Source organism: Nocardia inohanensis NBRC 100128, from assembly GCF_001612945.1.
In the GTDB taxonomy this organism is placed as follows: Bacteria; Actinomycetota; Actinomycetes; order Mycobacteriales; family Mycobacteriaceae; genus Nocardia; species Nocardia inohanensis.
On sequence record NZ_BDBK01000018.1, the window covers coordinates 159,900 to 181,902 of the forward strand.

A 22,003-nucleotide genomic window follows, 5' to 3' on the forward strand; every position below is an offset into this window, starting at 1 on the left:
GACTGTGCCCCAGCCTTTTCGGTTGGGGCACAGTGGCATTTTCAGGTCACGGCGGACGCAGTATTTCGATGCCTTTGCTTCCTATCCTGGAGTTACCTTGCGGTAGCAGTCAGGCTGAGGTCTCCAACTTTCCGCAGGAGGCCGTCATGGGGGCAACCGAGCAGCCGCGCGCGGGGCGAGCCGAACGCCGCATCGGGGTGGTGGAGAATCACACCGATCTGGTCGTTTCGGCTTTGAAGGAGATGCTCGAGCCGCGTCCGCACCTGAAGGTGGTGGCCGGCGCGATCACCGTGCCGGCATTGCTGGAACAGACCACCGATCTCGATCTCGTCGTGCTCGATCTGCAAGGGTTGCAGGGCGATCCGACACCGCAGGAGAACGTGGACGCCTTGCGGGCGGCCGGTATCCGCAATGTGCTGGCCTTCACGGTGGGGGAACGTCCGGCCCTGATCCGGGAGGCGGAGCGCGCGGGCGTGCTGGGCGTGGTCCTGAAGGACGAGGTCGCCGAAGTGATCGTCGAGGCGATCGGGTCGGCCGCCGAAGGACAGGTGGTGATGTCCACCGAGGGCGCGGCCGCGCTCGACGCCGATCCGGCCCTGCCCGAACTGACCAAGCGCGAACAGCAGGTGCTGAGCCTGTACGCCGCCGGCGAAACCGCACCGGATATAGCCAAGTTGTTGCAGGTGCAGCCGGACACGGTGTACCAGCATGTGAAGAGCATCAAGGCGAAGTACACCGCCGTGGGCCGTCCGGTACCGGACAAGACCACACTGCGCGGGTACGCGAGGAAAGACGGCTGGGCGCCGAAACCGTGGTAGCCCGGGCCGGTGACAGCGGCGACGCGGACCGGATCCTGCGGCTCTTCGCGCGGTTCGTCGGCATCGGCTACCTGGTGTACCTCGCGACACTGACCCCGCGGATCCGGATCGACGCCCCGTACCTGGATGGATGGTGGACGCCGTACGCGCTGGTCGTGATATTCGGTCCGGGAATCGTGCTCGCGGCGCTCACCTTCGGCGCCACCATCCGGATGGTTCGATGGAGCGCGAACCTCTGTGCGGCAGGCTTTCTCGCGGGTGTCCTGGCCTGGCCGCTGGCGTGGAACGGCGAACACCTGCCGGACTCTCCGTGGGTGGTGATGTTCCCGGGACTCGCGGCGCTGGCCGGCGCGCTGATCTGGCCGCCGGTTCGGGCGATCAGCTATCTCGGGGTGCTCGTCGTGCTGGTGGAGTTGCTGGGGCAGACCCGGATCCCGGAGCAGAACGCACCGCTGCCGTTGGATCTGCTCTTCGGTTTCGGGTTCTCCCTGACGTACGTCGCGGCGGCATTGGTCGCTGTCCGGACCGGCCGGACCCTGGACGAGACACGCGCCGCCTACAATGCCGCGGCCGCCGAAGCGAAGGTGACGGAGTTCCGGGAGAAGGAACGGGAAAGGTTCGCGGACCTGTTGCACGACTGGGTGATTCACACCCTCAGCGCGGCCGGTCGCGGGCTCCGCACGGACAGCGTTCGCCGGCACGCCGTGATCACCCTCGGCAAGCTGAGCCGGATCGATGCCGAACTCGATACCGAACCGGTCGCGGCATCGACCCTGGCGGTCCGCATCCGGGACGCGATACACGAAGTGCACGAGACGATTCCGGTGTCCATGCCTGCCGACGCGCCGGAATCCGGCCCGCGTTACGACGCGGAAGCCGGTCGCGCCCTGGTGACCAATACCGCCGAGGCGGTGCGGAACAGTCTGGTGCACGCCGGCGCGCACGCCCGGTGCACTGTTCGAATCCACAGCACCCCAACGGAATTACGTGTCACCGTGGCGGACATCGGAAAGGGCTTCGAGCTCGCGAAGGTGTCGAGCCGGACCGGACTGCGCCGACTGTACGAGAGCATGGGTGACCTGCCGGGCGCCGCTGTCGAGGTGACCTCGTTGCCCGCCCACGGCACCACCGTCACGATGCGGCTGACCCCGCGGACCGAAGTCGTGGAAGGGCCCGCGGCTCGGCACAATTCGTCCGATGTCCGCATCCTGCTGGGCATGCACACCAAGCGTGCCTGGATCGTCGCCGCGGTGTATCTGCTCGGGGTGGCCGCCCTGGCCGCCACGGTGCTGCTGCGCTCTTTCACCGCTTCGATCCTGCTGGTCACCCTTGCCGGGATGGCGCTGCTGGCGACCGCGGCGATTGCGCTGATCGCGGTGCCCGGTGATCCGCTGCCGTGGGGCGTGACGACGGCGCTCACCCTCGGGTCGCCGGCCGCCTGTGCGCTGGTGACCTGGATGCCGCCGGTGAACACCTACGGTCTGATGGTTTGGCCGATGAGCGGTTTCACGGGGGTCTGCACCTTCATGTGTGTGCGTGGGCGTACCGGTGCCGCCTGGATCGCCATGATCGCCATGATCGGTGTGGCCGCGGTCTGGGCCGCTCTCGGTGGACTCGGCGCCGGGGTCGGCATCGCACGCACCTTCGTCAATTTCGGCCCCCTGCTGATGGCGACCCTGTTCGCGTACACGATTCGTCCAGCCGCCCATGACATCTACCTGCTGCGTGAGAAGTCCGCGCGTAGCTTCGCGGTCACCGCGGCCACCGAGGACCTGATCGCGGTGCGTGAGCGGCGGGTCGCGCAGCTCGACCGGCGAGCCCGGCCGCTGTTGCGGCAGATCGCATTCGGTGACGAGTTCACCGGCGCCGACGCGCTGGAGTGCCGGAATCTGGCGTCCGCGCTGCGCGCCACTTTGCGCGGGGCGGCGCTGGTGCATCCTCGGGTCGACCCTGCCGCGGAGGGCGCGCGGCTGCGCGGTGTGAAGGTGGATCTGCTGGACGACAAGGGAATCGACGACATCGGCGATGCCGCCAGGGACGCGTTGCTGGATGGCATCGCGGCCGAACTCGAACGGGCGCGGGCCGGGCGCGTCACCATCCGCATCAACCCGCCCGGCCGCGCCGAACTGGCGACGGTGCTGGCTCGTGACGGCGCGCAGGTCCGGCGGATCGCATTCGATACCCGTGGCCATCCGGTGCCGGCGGTCGCCGGGCAGTGGCGGTGAACGCCGGCCCATACCCCCAACAAATGGGAATGTTGCCGGGACTGTGCCGGTCGTAATCTGGAACGCGGGAAGTCGAATCCCCGGAGATGCAAAGCAATACGAGGCGGCGAGCGCCGGCCTTCCCGAGCACGGCTCGCCGTCGCGCACATGCGGCAACTCGAAGACTCGATGCCGTGGGCTGGCTTACCGCCACGGCGCGATCGCTGTACGGCGAAGGGAAGAACCGTGTCGCATATTTCCGATTTCGAGCCGACGGTCCGCCCGTGCCCGTCCGGCGAGCTCCGCGTCGCGGCGGAACCGCTTCTCGATCGCCCGCTGGGCGGTCGCGCGGGAGAAGCCGCTGGTGAGGTGGCGGCCGCGCTGCGGTGGGCGGCGCACGAGGTGCTGACCGGGTCCGCCGGGCCGTCGCCCACCTACCCGGGTGCGCTCGGCTGTGCCCGGCGCGCGGTGGGAAGGCTGGCGGCGCTACTGAATTGCATCGTGGCGGACGGCATTTCGGGTCGCGTGCCCAGTTCTACCGCGCGACTTCGGGTGGGTTACGAGGCGTCGACGGTCTATGACCGGTACTTCCGGATCGTGCGGTGCCCGGTGCTGGGGACCGCCGATCAGATTCTGGGGGCCGCGCACTGCTTCGTCTCCGCGCTCGACGATGTCGCGATGGCGGGCCTGCTGCCCGACGACGAAGCCGAGATCTATCGGTTCATGGCGCGCTTCATCGACCGATCCGGCCGGGCGTCGGACGGTTCGGCCGAGGCGGCGCCGCGCATACCGGGCGAACCGCTGCCGTGGCGGGTGCCGCCGCCGCTGTCTCCGGTCGAGCGCTGGCGGCGTGGCCATCAGCTCTACGCTTTGACGAATCGGTCTGCCGCGCAGCACATTCGGCTGGCCTCCGGCGCGCTGCACGCCGGACCGGGCATCGCGGCCACCGCGCTGACCAGGGCGGCGGCCGATGTGCGCGCGCAGACCGCGGCCAAGTCCTATGCGGCGGCGATGTCGGCGCCGAGGTACGCGGCCGCGGTCAGGCCGACGATGGCCCCGCCCCGGCTGGCCGTCGCGTTGAGCGAGTCCATGAACCTCGATCATCGCGACTACCGCGCCGCGATGGACGAGCTGCTGTCGAATCTCGACCTGCGTTCGGGCGACCTCAGCAGGCCGGTCGCCGATGCGTTCGGGCTGCTGCTCGATGCCGATCTGCACGATCTGGAACGGCATATCGATCTCACCTACCGGCTGGTGGGTTCGGGTGCGGCGCTCGACGACCACGAGCACGGCTCCTCGGTGCGTTCGCTGCGCATGCTGTACCGCAAGCGATTCGACGCGTACCTGCCGTTCCTGTGCCCGGCGATCGGCTCCGAGATCAGCGGGCGGTACCCAGTTCGGCGTTGATCGCTCCGGTCAGCAGTTCGCGGGCCCGGTCGAGGGTGAGCGAACCGCTGTGCCAGCGTTCGGAGAGTCCTTCGATCAGCGAGGTGAGACGTTCCGCGGCTGCCGCGGCATCGACGGTGCCGGCGATGGTTCCGGCATCCTGTGCGTCCCGGATGAGGTTTTCGATATCGGTGTTCCAGGACCGGGTGGTGGCGGTCAGGGGTTCGCGCAGGTCCGTATTGAACACCGCGCTGGCCCGCAATTCACCCCAGGCGATGGAGGTTTCGCGGACATCGTCGCGGTCCTGGAGCTCGGCCAGCAGCGCGGCCTCGACCTGCGCGCGGGGATCGCCCGCGGTGGCCCAAGCCTTGTCGGTGTAGGACTGGGCGCGGTGGTTGACGTGCTCGAGGGCGGCGTGCAGCACGCCGGCGCGATCCTTGAAGTGGTAGTAGATCAGCGCGGTGGAGACGCCGGCCTCGGTGGCGAGTTTGTCGATGCGCAGTCCGCGGACGCCGTCCTGGGCGATGACGCGGACGGCGGCTTCCAGAATCTGGGTGGCGCGGTCTGACACGGTTTTCACCTTATGGGTTAGTGGGCGGGCTCTTGCTGGGTGGTGCAGTGGATGCCACCGCCGCCGGCCGCGATGCCGTCGATCGGGATCTGCACGATCCGGCGGCCGGGGAACAAGCGGGCCAGGGTGTCGTGGGCGGCGGCGTCGGTATCCGGGTCGCCGAAATCGGGGGCGATGACCGCGCCGTTGCACACGTAGAAGTTGATGTATCCGGCCGCGAAATCGTCGGTCGCGCCCGAATAACGCAGTGTCGAAGGCGATTCCAGGGTTTCGACCTCCAGCGGGCGGCCCTGGGCGTCGTTCGCGTTGTGCAGGATTTCGAGGTGGGTGCGGGTGACGTCGTAGTCGAAGGAGTCCGGGTTGTTGTCGAGCCCGGCCACGACCACGCCCGGGCGGGCGAAGCGTGCGTAGAAGTCGGTGTGGCCGTCGGTGATGTCCTTGCCCGCGATCCCGGGCAGCCAGATCACCTTCTTGATGCCCAGCAGACGCTCCAACTCGGCTTCGACCTCGGGTTTCTTCCAGCCGGGGTTGCGGTTGGAGTTGAGCACGCAGGATTCGGTGATGATGGCGGTGCCCTGGCCGTCGACCTCGATGCCGCCGCCCTCCAGTACCAGTTCGGTATGCACCACCTGCACGCCGGCGCGATTGTCGACGAACGCCGCGACCTCGGCGTCACGCTTGTGCGATTGTTTGCCGCCCCAGCCGTTGAAGTTGAAATCAACTCCGCCCCAGCCTTTTTCGCCATGCACGAAGACCGGTCCGGTGTCGCGCATCCAGAGGTCGTCGATATCGGCCGGGATGAGCTCCACGTTCGCGCCGCCGATCAACCCGCGCGCGATCTCGAGTTCGCCGGGGCGCACCAGCATCGACACCGGTTCGAAGCCTGCGATGGCGATAGCGATGGCGGCCAGATCGCGGCGCACCTGGGGGAGCAGCTCATCGCCCCAAATCGGTTCGCTCGCACCGAAAGCCATCCAGGTGCGCTGGTGCGGATCGCCCTCCTCGGGCATCACCCAGCGGCTGCCGTCCCCGGGCGTGCCGGTGGAACTGCCCTGCCCCCACCAGGAATCGGTGTCGTCGCAGGCCGCGGCCAGCAGCCCGCCCATGGCCAGCAGGCTCGAGCGCATGAAGCGGCGTCGTTGCATGATGAAACTCCTCTGACTAATTTTTTGGTCAATTTCGGTGAGACGGGTGTCTCGGCTCACCCGGCGGTCCGGGCGTGGGGGATCAGCGGGCGGGTTCCTGCTGGGTAGTGCAGTGGATGCCGCCGCCACCGGCCGCGATGGCGTCGATGTTCAACTGCACGATGCGCCGCTCCGGGAACAACCGTGCCAGGCCGGCATAAGCCGCGCTGTCGGCCTGCGGATCGCCGAACTCGGGTGCGATGACCGCGCCGTTGCAGACATAGAAATTGATGTATCCCGCTGCGAAATCATCGGATTCGAACTCCGGCCGCACCCGCGACGGCCCCGCGAGCACCTCGACCCGCAGCCGGCGGCCCCGCGCATCGGTGGCCTCGTGCAGGATCTCGAGATGGCGGCGCGTGACGTCGTAGTCGAACGAATCCGGGTCGTTGTCCAGCCCGGCGACCACCACGCCGGGCCGGGCGAACCGTGCATAGAAATCGGTGTGCCCGTCGGTGATGTCGTAGCCGGCGATACCCGGTAACCAGATCACCTTGGAAATGCCCAGCAGATACGCCAGCTCCTCCTCGACCTCGGCCCGCTTCCAGCCGGGGTTGCGATTGCGATTCAGCACGCACGATTCGGTGATGATCGCGGTCCCTTCGCCATCGACCTCGATCCCGCCGCCCTCCAGCACGAGATCCGTCTCCAGGGCCTCCACCCCGGCTCGTCCGCTCACCTGTCCCGCGACCTCGGCATCCCGCCGGTGCGACTGTTTGCCGCCCCACCCGTTGAAGTTGAAATCGATCCCGCCCCAACCGGATTCGCCCCGCACGAACACCGCCCCGGTATCGCGCATCCAGATGTCGTCCAGCACCCCCTCCACCAACTCCACGCCCGGTCCCGTCAAACTCCGCGCGGTCGCCATATCCTCGGCCCGCACCAGCATCGACACCGGCTCGAACTCGGCGATCGCGTTCGCGATGGCCGCCAGATCCCGCTGTGCCCGCGGCAGCAACTTCCGCCCCCACACCCGCTCGGTGGCCCCGAACGCCATCCACGTGCGTGCGTGCGGTTCACTCTCCTCGGGCATCACCCACCGCCGCTCGTCCTCGGCGCTGTCATTCCCGAGGATCCCGTCGATGATCGCCCATCCCCGGTCCAAGATCCCTCGTCTACCCATGGCTCGATCCTCTGCTGCTCGTAGTCCGACAGCATGAACATAGCCCCTGACTAAAAATTTGGTCAAGATTCTGAGACCACGTCCACACTGCGGCGATGCGCCGACGAGGCCGGTTTCAGAACACGAAGCCGCGCAGCGCCACGAACCGCAGCCCGCCGACCGCCGCCATGACGCCGATGACCGCACCCGATTGCGCGAGCTCGCTCAGCCCGGGAGCCCACGACCCGAGCCCGGCCAGGGCTCCGGTGCTGATCAGCAGTCCGATCAGGGCCAGCCCGCCGCCTTCCCACTGCGCCTTGAACCACCCGACCCGCCCGGCGGCATTGAAGGTGAGCTTCCGATGCAGCTCGTTCGCGATCACGGTGCTCACGATCGAGCCCGCGGTATTGGCCACCAGCGGGCCGATCCCGTTCATGGACATGAACAGCAGCACGTACGCGACATTGCTGGACCCGCCGACCAGAGCGAAGCGGATCAACTGGGCGAGGACATGATCGCCGCGCAGGTAACGAATCGCCGTGCTGTTCATGTGCACTACTGTCGCCAGCCCCGCTTACACCGGACTGACACCGCACTGACATGCCCGCTGACACCGTGAAATCGCCCGGTCGCGGGCCGTAACGAGCTGTGGCGGAGCCCGATTCACGGGTATCGAGGCGCGGTGAGGGATAGCAGGTGAACGATATGAGCGAGTACTGGCCGCTCATCCGGCTGCTGGCGAGCGTGGCGGCGGCGATCGCGTTGGTCCTCGCCGGGCTGCTCGCGTTCGACTACGACGGCGGGCCGGTGCACCCGCCGGCGGGTAATACGCCGCTGCCGTACACCGTTGCGCCGACTCCCACCCGGCACTGGCTCGACGGCGGTAACTGACTGCGAATCGGCATCGATATCATGTGCACGGACTATCAGTGCAGCTCAAGCGGCGTTTTCGAGCCATCTTGACGCATCGGAGGAGGAGGCCCGTGCCCGACATCGACACCGCTCCCGTGGATACCCGGCGCACCGCGTGGGAGCGGGTTACCGCTGTTCCGTTGGCCGTGCTGGCGGTGCTGTTCCTCGGGTCGTATGCGTGGCAGGTGCTCGATCACGGGCTGCATCCGGCGTTCGAGGTCTGGTTGCGGCGTCTCGACGTGCTGATCTGGGTGCTGTTCGTCGCCGATTATCTGGTGCGGCTGCGGCTTTCGACGGCGCGTATGCGGTTCGTACGGCGGAACTGGCTGGATTTGGTGATGATCGCGATTCCGCCGCTGCGGCCGTTGCGGTTGTTGCGGGCCGCGGTGCTGGTGGTGGACGCGGTGGATCGGCAGACGCGGTTCCAGGCGCGCACGCGGATGTCGGTGTTCGTGGGCGTCACCTCGGTATTGCTGATGTTGCTGTGCAGCCTGGCCATGTACGACGCCGAACGCGGCGCGCCGGGCAGCACCATTCAGAATTTCGGCGATGCGACCTGGTGGTCGGTGGTTTCGGTGACGACGGTCGGGTACGGGGACTTCTATCCGGTGACGGTGGAGGGGCGGCTGGTCGCATTGGTGTTGCTGACCTTCGGTATCGCGTTGATCTCCTTCGCCATCGGCACCACGACGAGCTGGGTGGTGGAGAAGTTGAAGTCGTTGGACGCGGAGGCGGGCCGGACAGATCGGGAGTTGGGGGAGTTGGTTGCCGAGATCCGTTCGCTGCGGGCCGAGATCGGGGAGTTGCGGGTGGAGCGGCGGGGTTAGGTCGCGGCGGCGCGGGCCTGTTCGATCTCGTTGATGTGTTCCTCGGTCCAGAGGCGCAGGGCGGTGATCGGTTCGGCGAGGCTGCGGCCGAGCGCGGTGAGTTCGTATTCGACGCGGGGCGGGATGGTGGGATGCACTGTGCGGGTGAGGAATCCGTCGGCCTCGAGGGTGCGGAGGGTTTGGGTGAGCATCTTCTGGGAGACGCCGCCGATGCGACGGGACAGGTCGGTGTAGCGCATGGTGCCCTGGGCGAGGAGGGCGTCGATGACGAGGATGGTCCACTTGCCGGCGATGTGGTCGAGGACCTGGCGGGTGGGGCATTTGGGGGAGTAGCAGTCGGCGGGGAGGCCGGAGGAGGCGACGACCGTGGTCATTGGGGGAGAGTAGCGCACTAATTGGTGCCTTCTTCCTGAATGATCGTCACTCTCCAATAGTTAGTGACATGAACACTTCGACTGTTGCAGCAGCCATTCGCGCTCGCCGGACCGTCCGGCACTATCGGCCCGATCCGGTGGCCGCCGAGGATCTGGAGGTGCTGCTCGAACTGGCCATGGAAGCGCCCTCCAGCTGGAATCTCCAGGACCGGTCGATCGTGGTGGTGCGCGGTCGGGTGGGTCGAGAGGGGCTGGCGTGGGCCACCGGTGGGCAGCCGCAACCGCAGGAGGCTCCGGTCATGCTGGTGTTCGTCGCGGAACCGTATGCGTGGCAAGCGGATCGGAGTGATGTATTCGAGTCGGCCCGGGCCGCCGGCGCCTGGAACGAGGAGTTCATCGCGGGATTCTCGGCCGCTTCCATGGACTTTCAGCAGGGCCTGGCCGAACGCGGACTGTTGCGCGAGTACGCGGTGAAGGACGCCATGATCGCGGCCGGTTATGTGATGCTCGCCGCCACCGAGCTCGGCCTCGCCACCTCGCCGATGAACGGCTGGGACGAGGCGAGGGTGAAGAAGGTGATCGGGATCGAAGGGCGCGAGGATCTCTCCATCGCCCTGCTCATGTCGCTCGGATACGCCGCCGAGGAGCGGATTCACCCCGGTCGCCGCGATCTCGCCCGCACCGTGCACCGTGAACAGTACCGACCGGCCTGATCGGCGCGACCGCGCGCACCACGCCGTAAGGCGCGTGCGGCCTGCGAAAATCCGGGTGAAGCGGGCTGATTACAAGGCTTACGATGCGACCAGCAAGAATGGTGCCAGGCAATCCGCCTGACCCATACCGCCCAGGGGAGAGACGAAGCATCGTGGCCGACGATATCGACCGTGCCGAGCAGACTGCGGCCTTGAGTGAGGAATCGCTCGCCGCTGCCGCGGAAGCCGCCGAGAAGGCGTTTGCCGCCGCCAGCACCCTGGATGAGCTGGCGGCCGCGAAAACCGAGTACATGGGCGGAAAGTCGCCGATCTCCCTCGCGCAGCGCTCGCTGGGCACGCTCCCCAAGGACGAGAAGGCCGACGCCGGTAAGCGCGTGAACGTGGCGCGCGGGCGGGTCTCCTCGGCATACGAGACCCGGCAGGCCGAGCTGCTCGCCGAGCGCGACGCGGCCGTGCTGGTGGCCGAGGCCATCGACGTGACCGCGACCGCGCGGCGGACCGCGGTCGGCGCCCGGCACCCCATCGCGGTGCTCTCCGAACGCGTCTCGGACGTCTTCGTGGCCATGGGCTGGGAGGTCGCCGAAGGCCCCGAGGTCGAGACCGAGCACTTCAACTTCGATGCCCTGAACTTCCTGCCGGATCATCCGGCGCGCACCATGCAGGACACCTTCCACATCGCGCCCGAGGGTTCGCGTCAGGTGCTGCGCACCCACACCTCGCCGGTGCAGGTGCGCTCCATGCTCTCGCGCGAGCTGCCCATCTATGTGGTGTGCCCGGGCCGGACCTTCCGCACCGATGAACTCGACGCCACCCACACCCCGGTGTTCTCGCAGGTCGAGGGCCTGGCCATCGACAAGGGCCTGACCATGGCCCACCTCAAGGGCACCCTGGACGCGTTCGCGCGCGCCCTGTTCGGCCCGAACACCACCACGCGCATGCGGCCCAGCTTCTTCCCCTTCACCGAACCCTCCGCCGAGGTGGACGTCTGGTTCGAGGACAAGAAGGGCGGCCCGGGCTGGGTCGAGTGGGGCGGCTGCGGCATGGTGAACCCGAAGGTGCTCATCGCCTCGGGTATCGACCCCGAGGTGTACAGCGGTTTCGCGTTCGGCATGGGTCTGGAGCGGACCCTGCAATTCCGCAACGGCCTGCCCGATATGCGCGACATCGTCGAGGGCGATGTGCGTTTCAGCGTGCCGTTCGGCATCCAAGCCTGACCCGACCCTTCGATACGAGGAAGCGAAACGTCAAGTGCGAGTAGCGCAATCCTGGCTGACCGAAATCTTGCAGCGCACCACCCCCGGCTGGTCGGTGACGCCGGAGGAGCTTGACGCCGGTTTCGTCCGGGTCGGGCTGGAGGTCGAAGAGGTCGATCCGGTGACCCCCATCGGCGGCGAGATCGAGCATCCGCTGGTGATCGGGCGGGTCGCCGAGATCACCGAGCTGACCGAGTTCAAGAAGCCGATCCGGTTCTGCAAGGTCGATGTCGGCAATCCGGAGCTTCAGGAAATCGTCTGTGGTGCAAGGAATTTCGCCGTCGGCGACCTGGTGGTCGTGGTGCTGCCCGGTGGTGAGCTGCCGGGCGGGTTCAAGATCTCGTCGCGGAAGACCTACGGGCACACCAGCAACGGCATGATCTGCTCGGTCGCCGAGCTCGGCATCGGCAAGGACCACTCCGGCATCCTGGTGCTGGAGCCGGGCACCGCCGAGCCGGGCGCGGACGCCAATGTGGTTCTCGGCCTGAACGATACGGTCATCGAGCTGGCCATCACCCCGGACCGCGGCTACGCCTTCTCGGCGCGCGGCCTGGCCCGCGAGCTGGCTTGCGGTTTCGACCTGGAGTACAGCGATCCGGCGGTGCGCCTGCTGCCCGACTCCGATGCCGAAGCCTGGCCGGTGAAGATCGACCCCGAATCGCTGTGCACCCGTTTCGCGGTGCGCCGGGTGACCGGGATCGATCCGAAGGCCGTGTCGCCGTGGTGGTTGCAGCGCCGCCTGCTGCTCTCGGGCGTGCGTCCCATCTCGCCCGCCGTGGACGTCACCAACTACGTGATGCTCGAGCTGGGCCAGCCGCTGCACGCGTTCGACACCGCCAAGGTCAACGGCGGCTTCGTGGTGCGGCGCGCCAACAAGGGCGAAACCCTGCGCACCCTCGACGAAGCCGAGCGCACCCTGGACGCCGAGGACGTGGTGATCGCCGACGATTCCGGCGTCATCTCCCTCGCGGGCATCATGGGCGGCGCGAGCACCGAGGTCGGCGCGGACTCCACCGACATCCTGCTCGAGGCCGCGACCTGGAATCCGGTCGCGGTCGCCCGCACCGCGCGCCGCCACAAGCTCGGCTCCGAGGCGAGCCGCCGCTTCGAACGCATCGTGGACCCCGAGGTGAACCTGGCCGCGCTCGATCGCGCCGCCACCCTGCTGGCCGAAATCGCCGGTGGCACCGTCGAATCCGTGCAGACCGACGTGCGCGTGCCCACCCCGGCCCCGCAGCCGATCAGCATGGACATCGACCTGGCCGACCGCACCGCGGGCGTCCAGTACGAACGCGGCGCGGCCACCCGCCGGTTGCAGCAGGTCGGCTGCACCATCGAGGTCGGTGTCAGCGACACCGGGCACGGTCAGCTCGTCGTCACCCCGCCCACCTGGCGGCCCGACCTCACCCAGCCCGCCGATCTGGTCGAGGAGGTGCTGCGCCTGGAAGGGCTCGACAAGATCCCGTCCGTGCTGCCCACCGCCCCGGCCGGGCGCGGGCTGACCGCCGAACAGCGCCGTCGCCGCGCCGTCAGCAAGGCCGTCGCGTTCGAGGGCTGCGTCGAGGTCCCGGCCCCGGTCTTCATGTCCGGCACCGTCTTCGACACCTGGGGCCTGGCCGCCGACGACCCGCGCCGCAACACCATGCGGGTGCTCAACCCCCTCGACGTCGATCGCGCCGAACTCTCCTCCACGCTGCTCCCGGGCCTGCTGGAGATCGCCGCGCGCAATATCTCCCGCGGCGAACGCGACCTCGCGATCTACGCCATCGGTCAGGTCACCCTGTCCACCGGCAAGACCGGCGCGGTTGCTCCGCTGCCGGTCGACCGTCGCCCCACCGAGGATGAGATCGGCGTCCTGCTGGATTCGCTTCCGCTGCAACCGGTTCGGATCGGCGCCGTGCTCACCGGCAAGCGTGAACCGCGCGGGCCGTGGGGTCCGGGCCGTCCCGTCGAGGCCGCCGACGCCTTCGCGCTGGCGGATGCCATCGGCGACGCCGCCGGGCTGACCATCGAGCGTCGTGCCGTGGCGTACCTGCCGTGGCATCCGGGTCGCGGTGCGGAACTTCTCGTCGACGGCGTCGTCGTCGGTCACGCGGGCGAACTGCACCCGGCCGTGCTGGAGCGCTCGGGCCTGCCCCCGCGCACCTGCGCCATCGAACTCGATCTCGATGCCCTGCCGCTGCGCGAAGTCCGTCCGGCCCCGGTCATCTCGGCCTTCCCGGCCGTCCTCCAGGACGTGTCGATCAGCGTCGAGAAGTCGGTCCCGGCCGCCACCGTGGAAGCCGCCCTGCGTTCCGGCGCGGGCGAACTCCTCGAAACAATCTCCTTGTTCGACGTCTACGAAGGCGCGCAGGCCGGCGAGGGCCGCAAATCCCTCACCTACGCCCTGCGCTTCCGCGCCACCGACCGGACGCTGACCGAGGACGAGGCCAGCGCGGCCCGCGACGCCGCCGTCGCCAAGGCCGCCGACACCGTCGGAGCGGTGCTGCGCGGATAGCGCGGAGATTGATAGCTATCTTGCTATCACCGAATGGTGTTGTCGCGTAGCATAGGCGGCATCACCACGTGTGATGACTGAGGAGGATGGAGCGCTGCGGTAACAGCGCCCCACCCGTACGGGCTACCTAAACCAACGAATCAGTCGGATCAGGCACAGGACCCCGGCGACTGCGGCAGCGCCAATTGCGATGGATGCCCAGTCGATCGGGGTTTCCTGCTTCAAGGAATGTTTCCCCATAACCCGTCACCTCCTCTCTGGCGGGGCGGCGAGGATCAGGCCAGGCCGCCACCCCCCTCGAGAAGAGGTGGCCCAACCATACTTGCTGGCTATCAATCGCGGGTTGCTTTGGCGCGCTTGATATTTCGATACCTTGCGGTCGGAAAGCGTCGTGATCGTAGACGGCATGCGGTCCAATTGGTGGGACGAATGTTTCGAAGGGGTGTAAGCGGGCGCATAGCCGGGTGCAGAATGCCTGGGTGGAATCTGATGTGGTGGGGCGCGCGACGCTGCGCAAGGTGACCCTGCGGCTGGTGCCGTTCCTGGGGTTGCTGTACTTCGTGAACTATCTGGACCGGGTGAATATCGGGTTCGCCGGGCCCAATGGCATGAAAGCCGATCTCGGATTGAGCGAGACGGCGTTCGGGTTCGCTTCGGGGATCTTCTTCATCGGGTACCTGTTGCTGGAGGTGCCCAGCAATTTGGCGCTGCATCGGTTCGGGGCGCGGCGGTGGATTGCCCGAATCCTGTTGACGTGGGGGATCATTGCCTCCGCCATGGCATTCGTGCCCAACGGGACCATGCTCGTCGTGCTGCGGTTCCTGCTCGGCGTGGCGGAGGCCGGCTTCTTTCCGGGCATCCTGCTGTACCTGACCTATTGGTTCCCGCAACGGCATCGGGCGCGGATCGTGGCGCTGTTCATGACCGCCGTGCCGATCTCGACCGCCCTCGGCGCGACCCTGTCGAGCCTCATCCTGCAATACGGCGACGGTGTTTTCGGCCTGACGGGCTGGCGTTTCATGTTCCTGGTCGAGGGTCTCCCTTCGCTGGTGCTCGCGGCCGTCACCTGGTGGTACCTGACCGATCGCCCCGATCAGGCGAGCTGGCTCGAACCTGCCGAAAGGCAATGGCTGGCAGCGGAACTCGAAGCCGAGCAGGCGAAAGCCGAAGCGGCCGAGCACTGGACGCTGCGGAAGGCGTTGACTCATCCGCGGATCATCGGGTTGGCGCTGGTGTACGGCGGCATCGTTTACGGGCTGTACGCGCTCGGGTTCTTCCTGCCGACCATCATCAACGGATTCCAGGAGCAGTTCGGCACGCACTATTCGGTGGTGCAGCGCGGGCTGATCAATGCGGTGCCGTATGTGATCGGCGCGGTGGTCATGGTGTGGTGGAGTCGCCATGGTGACCGCACCGGGGAGCGGGCCTGGCATGTGGCGCTGCCCGCCCTGGCCGGCGGTCTCGCGATTCCGGTGACGCTGTATCTGGGTAATCCGTTCGCCGCCATGGTCGCGGTGACCGTGTGTGCGGTGGGCGTGCTCGCCGCGCTGCCTACTTTCTGGGCGTTGCCCAGCACTTTCCTGTCCGGCGCGGCCGCCGCGGGTGGTATCGCGCTGATCAATTCCATCGGCAATATCAGCGGCTTCGCGGCCCCGTATGTGACCGGCTGGCTCAAGGATTGGACCGGCACCCAGAAGGCCGGTCTGTGGGTGGTCGGCGCGGCCATGATCGGCTCCGCGCTCGGCGTGCTGCTGCTGTGGCGCGGCACGCGGTCGAACGCGGTGGGTGAGCGCGCGGCCGAGGCAGGGTAAGAAAGGAGCATGCGGCATCCGGCGACCCCCATCCTCAATGCGCTGACCTATATGCCGGATCGGCGGATAGTGGCGACTCCCCAGCAGTTCGGGCTCGCCTACGAGGACCTCACGCTGACCACCGCCGACGGGCAGACCGTCAACGCGTGGTTCGTACGGGCGGCGGGGAAACCGTTGGCGCACTTGCTGTTCGCGCACGGGAACGCGGGGAATATCGGTGACCGTTCACCGGTGCTGGCCATGTTGTCCGCGGTGGGTTTCGACGTGCTGGTCTTCGACTATCGCGGATACGGTCGCAGCAGCGGCCGGCCCAGTGAAGCGGGCACCTATCTGGATGCGCGCGCGGCTCGCGAAGCACTGCTCGCCCAGCCGGGTATCGACCCGGAACGTGTTGTGTACCTGGGGAAGTCGCTCGGCGGCGGGGTGATGACGGAGCTCGCCACCGCGTACGAACCCGCCGGGCTGGTGCTCATGTCCACCTTCACCGGCCTGCGCGATGCGGCGGGCGCGGTCTATCCGATCCTGCCGAAGCGGCTCGTACCCGACGCCTATCCCTCCCTGAAACGCATCCGCCAACTGCACTGCCCGGTCCTGATCATGCACGGCGAAGCCGACGAGATGCTCCCCGTGGCGATGGGCCGCGCCCTGTTCGCCGCCGCCCCCGAACCGAAGGAGCTGGTTGTGTATCCGGGCGCCGGCCACAACGATCTGATCGGAATCCCGGGGTGGCCGCAAACCGTAGCGGCCTGGGTCGCGGGGCTTGCGTAGCCTGGCTGCATGAGCCATGCCGAAGGACTTGCTGCCGAATTGGGGAAGTTGCCGGATGCCGAGCTGGCCGCGGTGGTCGGAGCGGCGACGGACGGCCGGGCCGGATTGGCGGCGCTGCACGAGGTGGCGCTCTCGGTGGCGGCCACCGTGGGTCATGCCCCCAATGTCGATGATGTGATGCCTGCCACGTCCCCGCCGCTCGGATCGCCGCGCGCCCTGGTGACCGATACGTTCCAGCAGGTGGGGACCGGTCCGGTGGTCGATGCCGAGCTGGTACCACCGGCGGGTATGCCGTCCGCGCCGGGTGCCGGCGGGTATGCGAACAACGGTGTCCCTACTTTCGAGTCAGTTCGCGATAAGGTCGAGCAGCGCTACGGCACCGCGCAGGGGATGAGCGAACTGGATTCGCAGACGCCGGTGGGCCGCAGCGTGGAGGAACAGTGGGACGCGCGGGAGAAAGCCGCGCGGGAGCGCCTGGAACAGATTCGGAAGTCGGTGCACGGCAACGACAAGGACTGACATCCGGGGCTCCGTCTTATCGGATGGGTGGAAACTGTGACCGAGCCACGGGAAATCGCCGAGCGGCTGCTCGACCTGCAAGTTGACTGGATCGTGTCGGAGGTGTCGGGGGAGCGTTTCGCCGAGGTCATCGCGCGCGACACCGACGCCGTCATCGGCGTCGCCGACACCATCGTCTTCCGCGACGTGGTGGGGATCGATCAGGCCAAGGAGACCGTCGCGACGATCATCGACCTGATCGGTGGTTCGCCGGTGCTGGGCGAGATGGTCGGCTCGCTGGCCGATACGCTCTACGGCGAGATCGCCACCAACAAGGACTACACCCTGGGCGATGTGGTCGAGCGCGAGCCGGTGGAGCAGCTGCTGGAGAAGATCTTCGGCATGCATCAGGCGCAGGAGCGGATCCTGGAGCGCCTCACCGAGAGCCCGCTCATCGCCACCGTGGCCGCCAAGTTCGTGGACAAGCTGGTCGACGATCTGATGGAGGCCAACAAGCAGATGGCCTCCAAGATCCCGGGCGTGGGCTCGCTGGTGTCGATGGGCACCAATGCCGCCAAGTCGGCGCGCAAGGCCGCGGAGAAGGCGGGCGGCTCCTTCATCGGCGAAATGGCCGGTAAGGGTGCGCAATTCGCGCTCAAGCGGACCAATAACGCCATTCGCGAAATGCTTCGGGACGCGCCCGTGCACGACGCGGCCATGGAGTTCTGGGATCTGCACGCGGGTGAGCCGGTCGCCGGTCTGCGCGAATACCTTTCGCAGCAGGACCTGGTGGATCTGGCGCTGATCATCTACCGGATCGCGCTGACCACGCGTGAGAAGGAGTACTTCGGCGTGCTGGTCGATCAGGGCGTGGAGGTGTTCTTCGAGAAGTACGGGGATCACACGCTGGGCGCCATGCTGCCGGAGCTGGGGCTTTCGGGCGAGTCGATCGCCAACGAGATCCTGCGTTACGGTCCGGCCGTGGTGGAGGCCGCCAAGCGTAACGGCGTGCTGGCCAAGCTGGTTCGGGAGCGGCTCGAGCCGTTCTTCCTGTCGGAGCCGGTGCTCGCGGCCATCGCCGGGAAGTAGTTCGATACGACGCCGGGCCGCACCCTCGAAAGGCGTGCGGCCCGGCGTTCTTCGTTGGTCAGTTCTCGACGATTGCGATGCCGTCGATCTCGACCAGCATCTCCGCGCGCGGCAGCCCGGTGAAAACCGTGGTGCGGCTGGGCAATACGCCGCCCGGGCTGGTGTGCTCGGTGACGAACTTGCCGTACGCCTCGTTCATGATCGGGAAGTCCTCCCGCTTGGTGAGGTACACCCGCAGCATCACCACATCGTCGAAGCTCGCCCCGCCGGCCTCGACGATCGCCTTCACGTTCTCCAGCGTCCGGATCGTCTGCGCCGCAACATCACCCGGGTACAGGTACTCGCCGGTCACCGGATCGACCGGCCCCTGCCCGGAGACCTGCACGAACGGCCCCTTGCGCACCCCCTGGGAGAAGGTGTGCGCGGGTGCGGGCGCGTTCTCGGTGCGGATGGCGACTTTCTCGGTCATACGGTGCCTTTCACTTCTCGGGGCTCGGACTCCAGCCGAGCTCGGTGGATACGGCCTCGCCCGTTGCCCGCACGCGGGGCAGCAGCTCGAGGACCTGGTCGTGATCGAGCAGCATGTCCGGCACCGACATGGACAGCGCGGCGACGACCGCGCCGGTGCCATTGCGAATCGGGACGGCCACGCAGTTGATGAAGCTCTCGTGCTCCTCGTGGTCCTCGGCGAAGCCTTGGGACGCAACGAGTTCCAGCTCCGCCAGGTACTGCTCGGGATTGCGGATGGTGCGTTCGGTGAATTTGCGATATTCGAGCCGCTGCGCGATCCCCGCCCACTGCTCGCGGGGTAGCCCGGCCACCAGTATTTTGCCGACCGCCGTGCAGTGCAGGGCGGCGGGGCGGCCGATCCGCGAGTACATGCGCACGCTGTGGGTGGCGTCGAGTTTGTCGATGTACACGGCTTCACCGGATTCGTAGGTGGCCAGATGCACGGTCTGCCCGGTGTCGTGGTTCAGCGCGGCCAGATGCGGGCGCGCGATGGTGCGCACGTCCCGGCCTTCCAGCGAGTGGTTGGCCAGTTCGAACAGCCGGGTGCCGAGCCGGTAGCGGTGTTCGCTGTCGTGGGTGACGAAGCGCTCCGCCTCCATGGTCTGCAACAGCCGCAGCACCGTGGATTTGTGCACGCCGAGCGTAACCGCCAGCTGGTCCAGGGATTTCGGCTCTTCGCCGAGCTGGACCAGGAGGGTGAGGGCGCGCTGGAGACTCTGGCTCATGAGCCCACATTCTCGGGTACGGCCGCGAAGGTGCGGTAATGCATGCCCGCCCATTCGTCGGCGCTGACGGCGGCGAGGGATTCGAGCAGGGCGAGCGGCGGTAATTCGGCGACATCGCCGGTGCCGGTGAGGGCCGCCGCCGCGCACAGGTGGCCGAAGCGCAGGAGCTGCTCGTGCGGGCGGCCCTGGAGCAGGGCGGCGAGGTAGCCGCCCGCGAAAGCGTCTCCCGCGCCGATTCTTTCGGTGACTTCGAGGGTGAGCGCCGGGACTTCCAGGCGTTCACCGCCGAGGAATCCGGTGACGGAGTGTTTGTCGTTCTTGACGATCAGGTGGCGGGGTTCGGGGAAGGCGGCGCGCAGCTGATCGGCGTCCTCGAGGCCGAAGACGGCGAGGGCCTCGTCCGCGCCGAGGAACACCACGTCACTGCCGCGAATGTGTTCGGCCAGGATGTCGGCGGCGACGGCGGCGCGCTTATCCCACAGTGCCGCGCGGTAATTCAGGTCGAAGCTGATCAATCGGCCGTCGCGCGGGTGCGCCAGCAGGGCTTCGGTGAGCGCGGTGGCGGTGGGGGAGAGCGCGGTGGTGATGCCGGTGAAGTGGATGAGCCCGGCCCCGCCGAGCAGGGCATGCGCCGATTCGAGATCGGCGGGGGAGAGGGCGCTTGCGGCGGAACCGGTGCGGTAGTACAGCATTCGGCTGGCTCCGGCGGGCAGATCGTGCGGGCGACCCGAACCGCTGCCGCGTTCCTTCACGTACACGGCGGTCGGCCGAGCCGGATCGACGGTCACCGCGGAGGTGTCCACCCCGCGTTCGGCGAGCTGCCGCACCAGGTATCGCCCGAACCCGTCATCGCCCACCCGGGAAACCCAGGCCGTCGGCACGCCCAGCTGGGTGAGCACCCCCGCCACATTCGCCTCGGCCCCCGCCGCGCCGCGCTCGAAGACCGGCGAATCCTCCAGCGGCCCGGGACGCGCGATCAACACCGCGAGTCCCTCGCCCACGGTGACGGCCTGCGCGGTCGGCTGGATCACACCGATCTCCTTCGAATGCTTGCGGCTTTCGGACATTACGTGCAGACTAACCACGAGAAACACGATGTGCAACAAGCGTTGCAAATTATGCAATGCAGATTTGCTCTGATTGGAAGGAGCGTCGTGGCCACCGACAATGCCGTCGCCCTCGGTGATCTCTCGGCCTTCGCCGACACCGTGCTCGGCCCGCAGCACAAATCGCTGCCCCCGGCCGCCTGGGGCAAGACCGTGCGCGAATACCTGGCCACCGCACCGCATCTCGACGACCTGCAAACCCCGGTCCTCACGATGGACCGCGCGGCCCTGGACTCGAACCGCGCCACCATGGCCGACTGGGCTGCCGCCGCGGGCGTGCAGCTCGCCCCGCACGGCAAGACCACAATGTCCCCGCAACTCTGGTGGGAACAGCTCGCGGCCGGGTCGTGGGGCATCACCCTCGCCACCGGCTGGCAAGCCCAGGTCGGCCGCTCCTTCGGCCTGAACCGCATCATGCTCGCCAACGCCCTCCTCGATCCGATCGGATTGCGCTGGGCCGCAACCGAAATCGCCGCCGACCCCCATTTCGAGCTGTACAGCTGGGTCGACGGCATCGCCTCGGTGTGCGAGATGGAACGCCACCTCGAATCCGCGCCGGAGGGAGTGCGACTGTCCGTCATCGTGGAACTCGGCGGCCCGCACGGCCGCACCGGTGCGCGTGGACTGGCAGCCGCCCACGAGGTCGCCGAAGCGGTGCACAAGTCCCCGCGTCTGCTACTCGCGGGCGTCGGCGGCTACGAAGGCGCACTCGCACACGACCGCACCCCCGAGGGCCTCGCCGCCGTCCGGCAGTACCTGGACGAATTGGCCGTATTGCACCGCGAATTGGCGGCCGCCGGGCGATACGACGATTTCATCGGGGCGGACATCGCGTTCACAAACGTCACGCCCGCAGTGGATGAGCCGAGCCGCGCCCGCGAAATCGACGTGCGCAGCGGCAAAGCCACCGCGTCCGGGAGGGCTGCCCTATCCGGTGCGCCCATCGCCGGGGAATCCGATGGCACAACCGCCGCTCCGGGAGGTTCGAGTGCTGAGCCCGCGCGGGAGGGCGCGGCCCGGGGCGGTGTGAATGATGTCGCTGACGCTCCGGGGCATGCCGAGGTGTGCGCGGACCGCGTGAGCGCGGGTCCGGTGCGGCGGTGCGCGATCGTCACGGCCGGCGGCAGCGCGTATCCGGATCTGGTCGTCGAGCGGCTCGGTGCGCTCGCCGATGAGGATGGGGTGCACGGGGTTCCGACGACGGTGGTGCTGCGGTCCGGGGCGTATCTGGTGCACGATGACGGGTTCTACTCGGGGATTTCGCCGTTGGCGTCGGGGCGGGCGGACCGTCCGCTGCGTTCGGCGATGCACGGCTGGGCGCGTTCGGTGTCCCGGCCGGAGACGGAGCTCGCGCTGCTCGATGCGGGTAAGCGTGATCTTCCGTTTGATGAGGGGCTGCCGGTCCCGCAGGTGACCGCGGGACCGGTGGCGAAACCCTTGCCCGCGGGCGCGGTGGTGTCGGCTTTGAACGATCAGCACGCGTTCCTGCGGTTGCCCGGTGGTAATGACAGCGATGTGCCCGTGGGGAGCGTGGTGCGGCTGGGGTTGTCGCATCCGTGCACGGCGTTCGACAAGTGGCGGTTGATTCCGGTGATCGACGACGCGGGGGCCGGGCGGCCGCGTGTGGTGGATTTCCTGCACACCTTCTTCTGAGT

At 67.8% G+C, this 22,003-nt stretch carries 21 protein-coding genes; 13 read left to right on the forward strand and 8 right to left on the reverse strand.

Features of this window, described 5'->3' with window-relative positions; all coding sequences use genetic code 11:
• Positions 1 to 146: 146 nt before the first annotated feature.
• The 3 genes from NI1_RS33960 to NI1_RS33970 all read left to right on the forward strand — a co-directional run bounded on the left by NI1_RS33960 (position 147) and on the right by NI1_RS33970 (position 4,429).
• Positions 147 to 818 (forward strand): LuxR C-terminal-related transcriptional regulator, encoded by a 672-nt coding sequence (locus tag NI1_RS33960; RefSeq protein WP_067829596.1) that lies wholly within the window; start codon positions 147 to 149, stop codon positions 816 to 818.
• Positions 812 to 3,043, forward strand: a complete 2,232-nt coding sequence (locus NI1_RS37590) for a sensor histidine kinase (RefSeq protein ID WP_084524158.1) — start codon at positions 812 to 814, stop codon at positions 3,041 to 3,043. The genes NI1_RS33960 and NI1_RS37590 overlap by 7 nt, the downstream gene beginning before the upstream one ends.
• 225 nt (positions 3,044 to 3,268) lie before the next feature.
• Complete coding sequence (locus NI1_RS33970; RefSeq protein ID WP_067829597.1) at positions 3,269 to 4,429, forward strand: 3-methyl-L-tyrosine peroxygenase-related protein; 1,161 nt, start codon at positions 3,269 to 3,271, stop codon at positions 4,427 to 4,429.
• On the opposite strand, the gene NI1_RS33975 is transcribed toward NI1_RS33970, so the two are convergent.
• From NI1_RS33975 to NI1_RS33990, 4 genes are all read right to left on the reverse strand, one after another.
• On the reverse strand, positions 4,401 to 4,979 hold the full coding sequence (locus NI1_RS33975; RefSeq protein ID WP_067829851.1) for a TetR/AcrR family transcriptional regulator: 579 nt from the start codon (positions 4,977 to 4,979) through the stop codon (positions 4,401 to 4,403). The two genes, NI1_RS33970 and NI1_RS33975, sit on opposite strands and share 29 nt — an antisense overlap.
• A gap of 17 nt (positions 4,980 to 4,996) precedes the next feature.
• Complete coding sequence (locus NI1_RS33980; protein WP_067829599.1) at positions 4,997 to 6,124, reverse strand: agmatine deiminase family protein; 1,128 nt, start codon at positions 6,122 to 6,124, stop codon at positions 4,997 to 4,999.
• 82 nt (positions 6,125 to 6,206) lie between these two features.
• Positions 6,207 to 7,286, reverse strand: a complete 1,080-nt coding sequence (locus NI1_RS33985) for an agmatine deiminase family protein (RefSeq protein ID WP_084524159.1) — start codon at positions 7,284 to 7,286, stop codon at positions 6,207 to 6,209.
• Between the two features lie 115 nt (positions 7,287 to 7,401).
• The gene (locus tag NI1_RS33990) at positions 7,402 to 7,815 is read right to left on the reverse strand and encodes a GtrA family protein (protein ID WP_067829600.1); all 414 of its coding nucleotides are present in this window, start codon (positions 7,813 to 7,815) and stop codon (positions 7,402 to 7,404) included.
• Between the two features lie 155 nt (positions 7,816 to 7,970).
• Here NI1_RS33990 and NI1_RS33995 point away from each other — a divergent pair, with 155 nt between their 5' ends.
• Both NI1_RS33995 and NI1_RS40015 read left to right on the forward strand, forming a co-directional pair.
• Positions 7,971 to 8,156, forward strand: coding sequence for a hypothetical protein (locus NI1_RS33995; protein WP_157535485.1), 186 nt, complete (start codon positions 7,971 to 7,973; stop codon positions 8,154 to 8,156).
• Between the two features lie 92 nt (positions 8,157 to 8,248).
• Complete coding sequence (locus NI1_RS40015; protein WP_067829603.1) at positions 8,249 to 9,004, forward strand: potassium channel family protein; 756 nt, start codon at positions 8,249 to 8,251, stop codon at positions 9,002 to 9,004.
• On the opposite strand, the gene NI1_RS34005 is transcribed toward NI1_RS40015, so the two are convergent.
• Positions 9,001 to 9,378: a winged helix-turn-helix transcriptional regulator gene (locus NI1_RS34005; RefSeq protein WP_067829604.1), complete on the reverse strand. Its 378-nt coding sequence runs from the start codon at positions 9,376 to 9,378 to the stop codon at positions 9,001 to 9,003. The genes NI1_RS40015 and NI1_RS34005 overlap by 4 nt on opposite strands.
• 68 nt (positions 9,379 to 9,446) lie before the next feature.
• Between NI1_RS34005 and NI1_RS34010 the strand changes: the two genes are divergently transcribed.
• From NI1_RS34010 to NI1_RS34040, 7 genes are all read left to right on the forward strand, one after another.
• Positions 9,447 to 10,091, forward strand: coding sequence for a nitroreductase family protein (locus tag NI1_RS34010; RefSeq protein WP_067829606.1), 645 nt, complete (start codon positions 9,447 to 9,449; stop codon positions 10,089 to 10,091).
• A 152-nt stretch (positions 10,092 to 10,243) separates the two neighbouring features.
• On the forward strand, positions 10,244 to 11,305 hold the full coding sequence (gene pheS, locus NI1_RS34015) for a phenylalanine--tRNA ligase subunit alpha (protein WP_067829609.1): 1,062 nt from the start codon (positions 10,244 to 10,246) through the stop codon (positions 11,303 to 11,305).
• Between the two features lie 34 nt (positions 11,306 to 11,339).
• Positions 11,340 to 13,841, forward strand: a complete 2,502-nt coding sequence (pheT, locus tag NI1_RS34020) for a phenylalanine--tRNA ligase subunit beta (protein WP_067829612.1) — start codon at positions 11,340 to 11,342, stop codon at positions 13,839 to 13,841.
• Positions 13,842 to 14,320: 479 nt separating this feature from the next.
• Positions 14,321 to 15,652, forward strand: a complete 1,332-nt coding sequence (locus NI1_RS34025) for an MFS transporter (RefSeq protein ID WP_084524185.1) — start codon at positions 14,321 to 14,323, stop codon at positions 15,650 to 15,652.
• A gap of 9 nt (positions 15,653 to 15,661) precedes the next feature.
• Positions 15,662 to 16,420 carry an alpha/beta hydrolase gene (locus NI1_RS34030; RefSeq protein WP_067829618.1) on the forward strand — a complete coding sequence of 253 codons (759 nt, stop codon included), beginning with the start codon at positions 15,662 to 15,664 and terminating at the stop codon, positions 16,418 to 16,420.
• Between the two features lie 9 nt (positions 16,421 to 16,429).
• The gene (locus NI1_RS38295; protein WP_157535486.1) at positions 16,430 to 16,939 is read left to right on the forward strand and encodes a PspA/IM30 family protein; all 510 of its coding nucleotides are present in this window, start codon (positions 16,430 to 16,432) and stop codon (positions 16,937 to 16,939) included.
• A gap of 36 nt (positions 16,940 to 16,975) precedes the next feature.
• Positions 16,976 to 18,007, forward strand: a complete 1,032-nt coding sequence (locus NI1_RS34040; protein ID WP_067829621.1) for a hypothetical protein — start codon at positions 16,976 to 16,978, stop codon at positions 18,005 to 18,007.
• A 58-nt stretch (positions 18,008 to 18,065) separates the two neighbouring features.
• Here NI1_RS34040 and NI1_RS34045 read toward each other — a convergent pair whose 3' ends face one another.
• From NI1_RS34045 to NI1_RS34055, 3 genes are read right to left on the reverse strand one after another with little or no spacing between them, the layout of a single operon-like run.
• A complete protein-coding gene (locus NI1_RS34045) occupies positions 18,066 to 18,476 on the reverse strand; it encodes a RidA family protein (RefSeq protein ID WP_067829624.1) in 411 nt (136 codons plus the stop codon).
• A 10-nt stretch (positions 18,477 to 18,486) separates the two neighbouring features.
• Positions 18,487 to 19,242 (reverse strand): IclR family transcriptional regulator, encoded by a 756-nt coding sequence (locus NI1_RS34050; RefSeq protein WP_067829627.1) that lies wholly within the window; start codon positions 19,240 to 19,242, stop codon positions 18,487 to 18,489.
• Positions 19,239 to 20,309, reverse strand: coding sequence for a sugar kinase (locus NI1_RS34055; protein WP_084524161.1), 1,071 nt, complete (start codon positions 20,307 to 20,309; stop codon positions 19,239 to 19,241). The genes NI1_RS34050 and NI1_RS34055 overlap by 4 nt, the downstream gene beginning before the upstream one ends.
• 87 nt (positions 20,310 to 20,396) lie before the next feature.
• On the opposite strand from NI1_RS34055, the gene NI1_RS39700 reads away from it, so the two are divergent.
• On the forward strand, positions 20,397 to 22,001 hold the full coding sequence (locus NI1_RS39700) for a type III PLP-dependent enzyme domain-containing protein (protein ID WP_245663538.1): 1,605 nt from the start codon (positions 20,397 to 20,399) through the stop codon (positions 21,999 to 22,001).
• The last annotated feature ends 2 nt before the right edge of the window (positions 22,002 to 22,003 follow it).

Coding starts and splice junctions, on each gene's coding strand:
- NI1_RS33960 (WP_067829596.1), top strand. CDS start 147: ATGGGGGCAACCGAGCAGCCGCGCGCGGGGCGAGCCGAACGCCGCATC.
- NI1_RS33980 (WP_067829599.1), bottom strand. CDS start 6,124: ATGCAACGACGCCGCTTCATGCGCTCGAGCCTGCTGGCCATGGGCGGG.
- NI1_RS33985 (WP_084524159.1), bottom strand. CDS start 7,286: ATGGGTAGACGAGGGATCTTGGACCGGGGATGGGCGATCATCGACGGG.
- NI1_RS33990 (WP_067829600.1), bottom strand. CDS start 7,815: ATGAACAGCACGGCGATTCGTTACCTGCGCGGCGATCATGTCCTCGCC.
- NI1_RS33995 (WP_157535485.1), top strand. CDS start 7,971: ATGAGCGAGTACTGGCCGCTCATCCGGCTGCTGGCGAGCGTGGCGGCG.
- NI1_RS34005 (WP_067829604.1), bottom strand. CDS start 9,378: ATGACCACGGTCGTCGCCTCCTCCGGCCTCCCCGCCGACTGCTACTCC.
- NI1_RS34010 (WP_067829606.1), top strand. CDS start 9,447: ATGAACACTTCGACTGTTGCAGCAGCCATTCGCGCTCGCCGGACCGTC.
- NI1_RS34030 (WP_067829618.1), top strand. CDS start 15,662: ATGCGGCATCCGGCGACCCCCATCCTCAATGCGCTGACCTATATGCCG.
- NI1_RS38295 (WP_157535486.1), top strand. CDS start 16,430: ATGAGCCATGCCGAAGGACTTGCTGCCGAATTGGGGAAGTTGCCGGAT.
- NI1_RS34045 (WP_067829624.1), bottom strand. CDS start 18,476: ATGACCGAGAAAGTCGCCATCCGCACCGAGAACGCGCCCGCACCCGCG.
- NI1_RS34050 (WP_067829627.1), bottom strand. CDS start 19,242: ATGAGCCAGAGTCTCCAGCGCGCCCTCACCCTCCTGGTCCAGCTCGGC.
- NI1_RS34055 (WP_084524161.1), bottom strand. CDS start 20,309: ATGTCCGAAAGCCGCAAGCATTCGAAGGAGATCGGTGTGATCCAGCCG.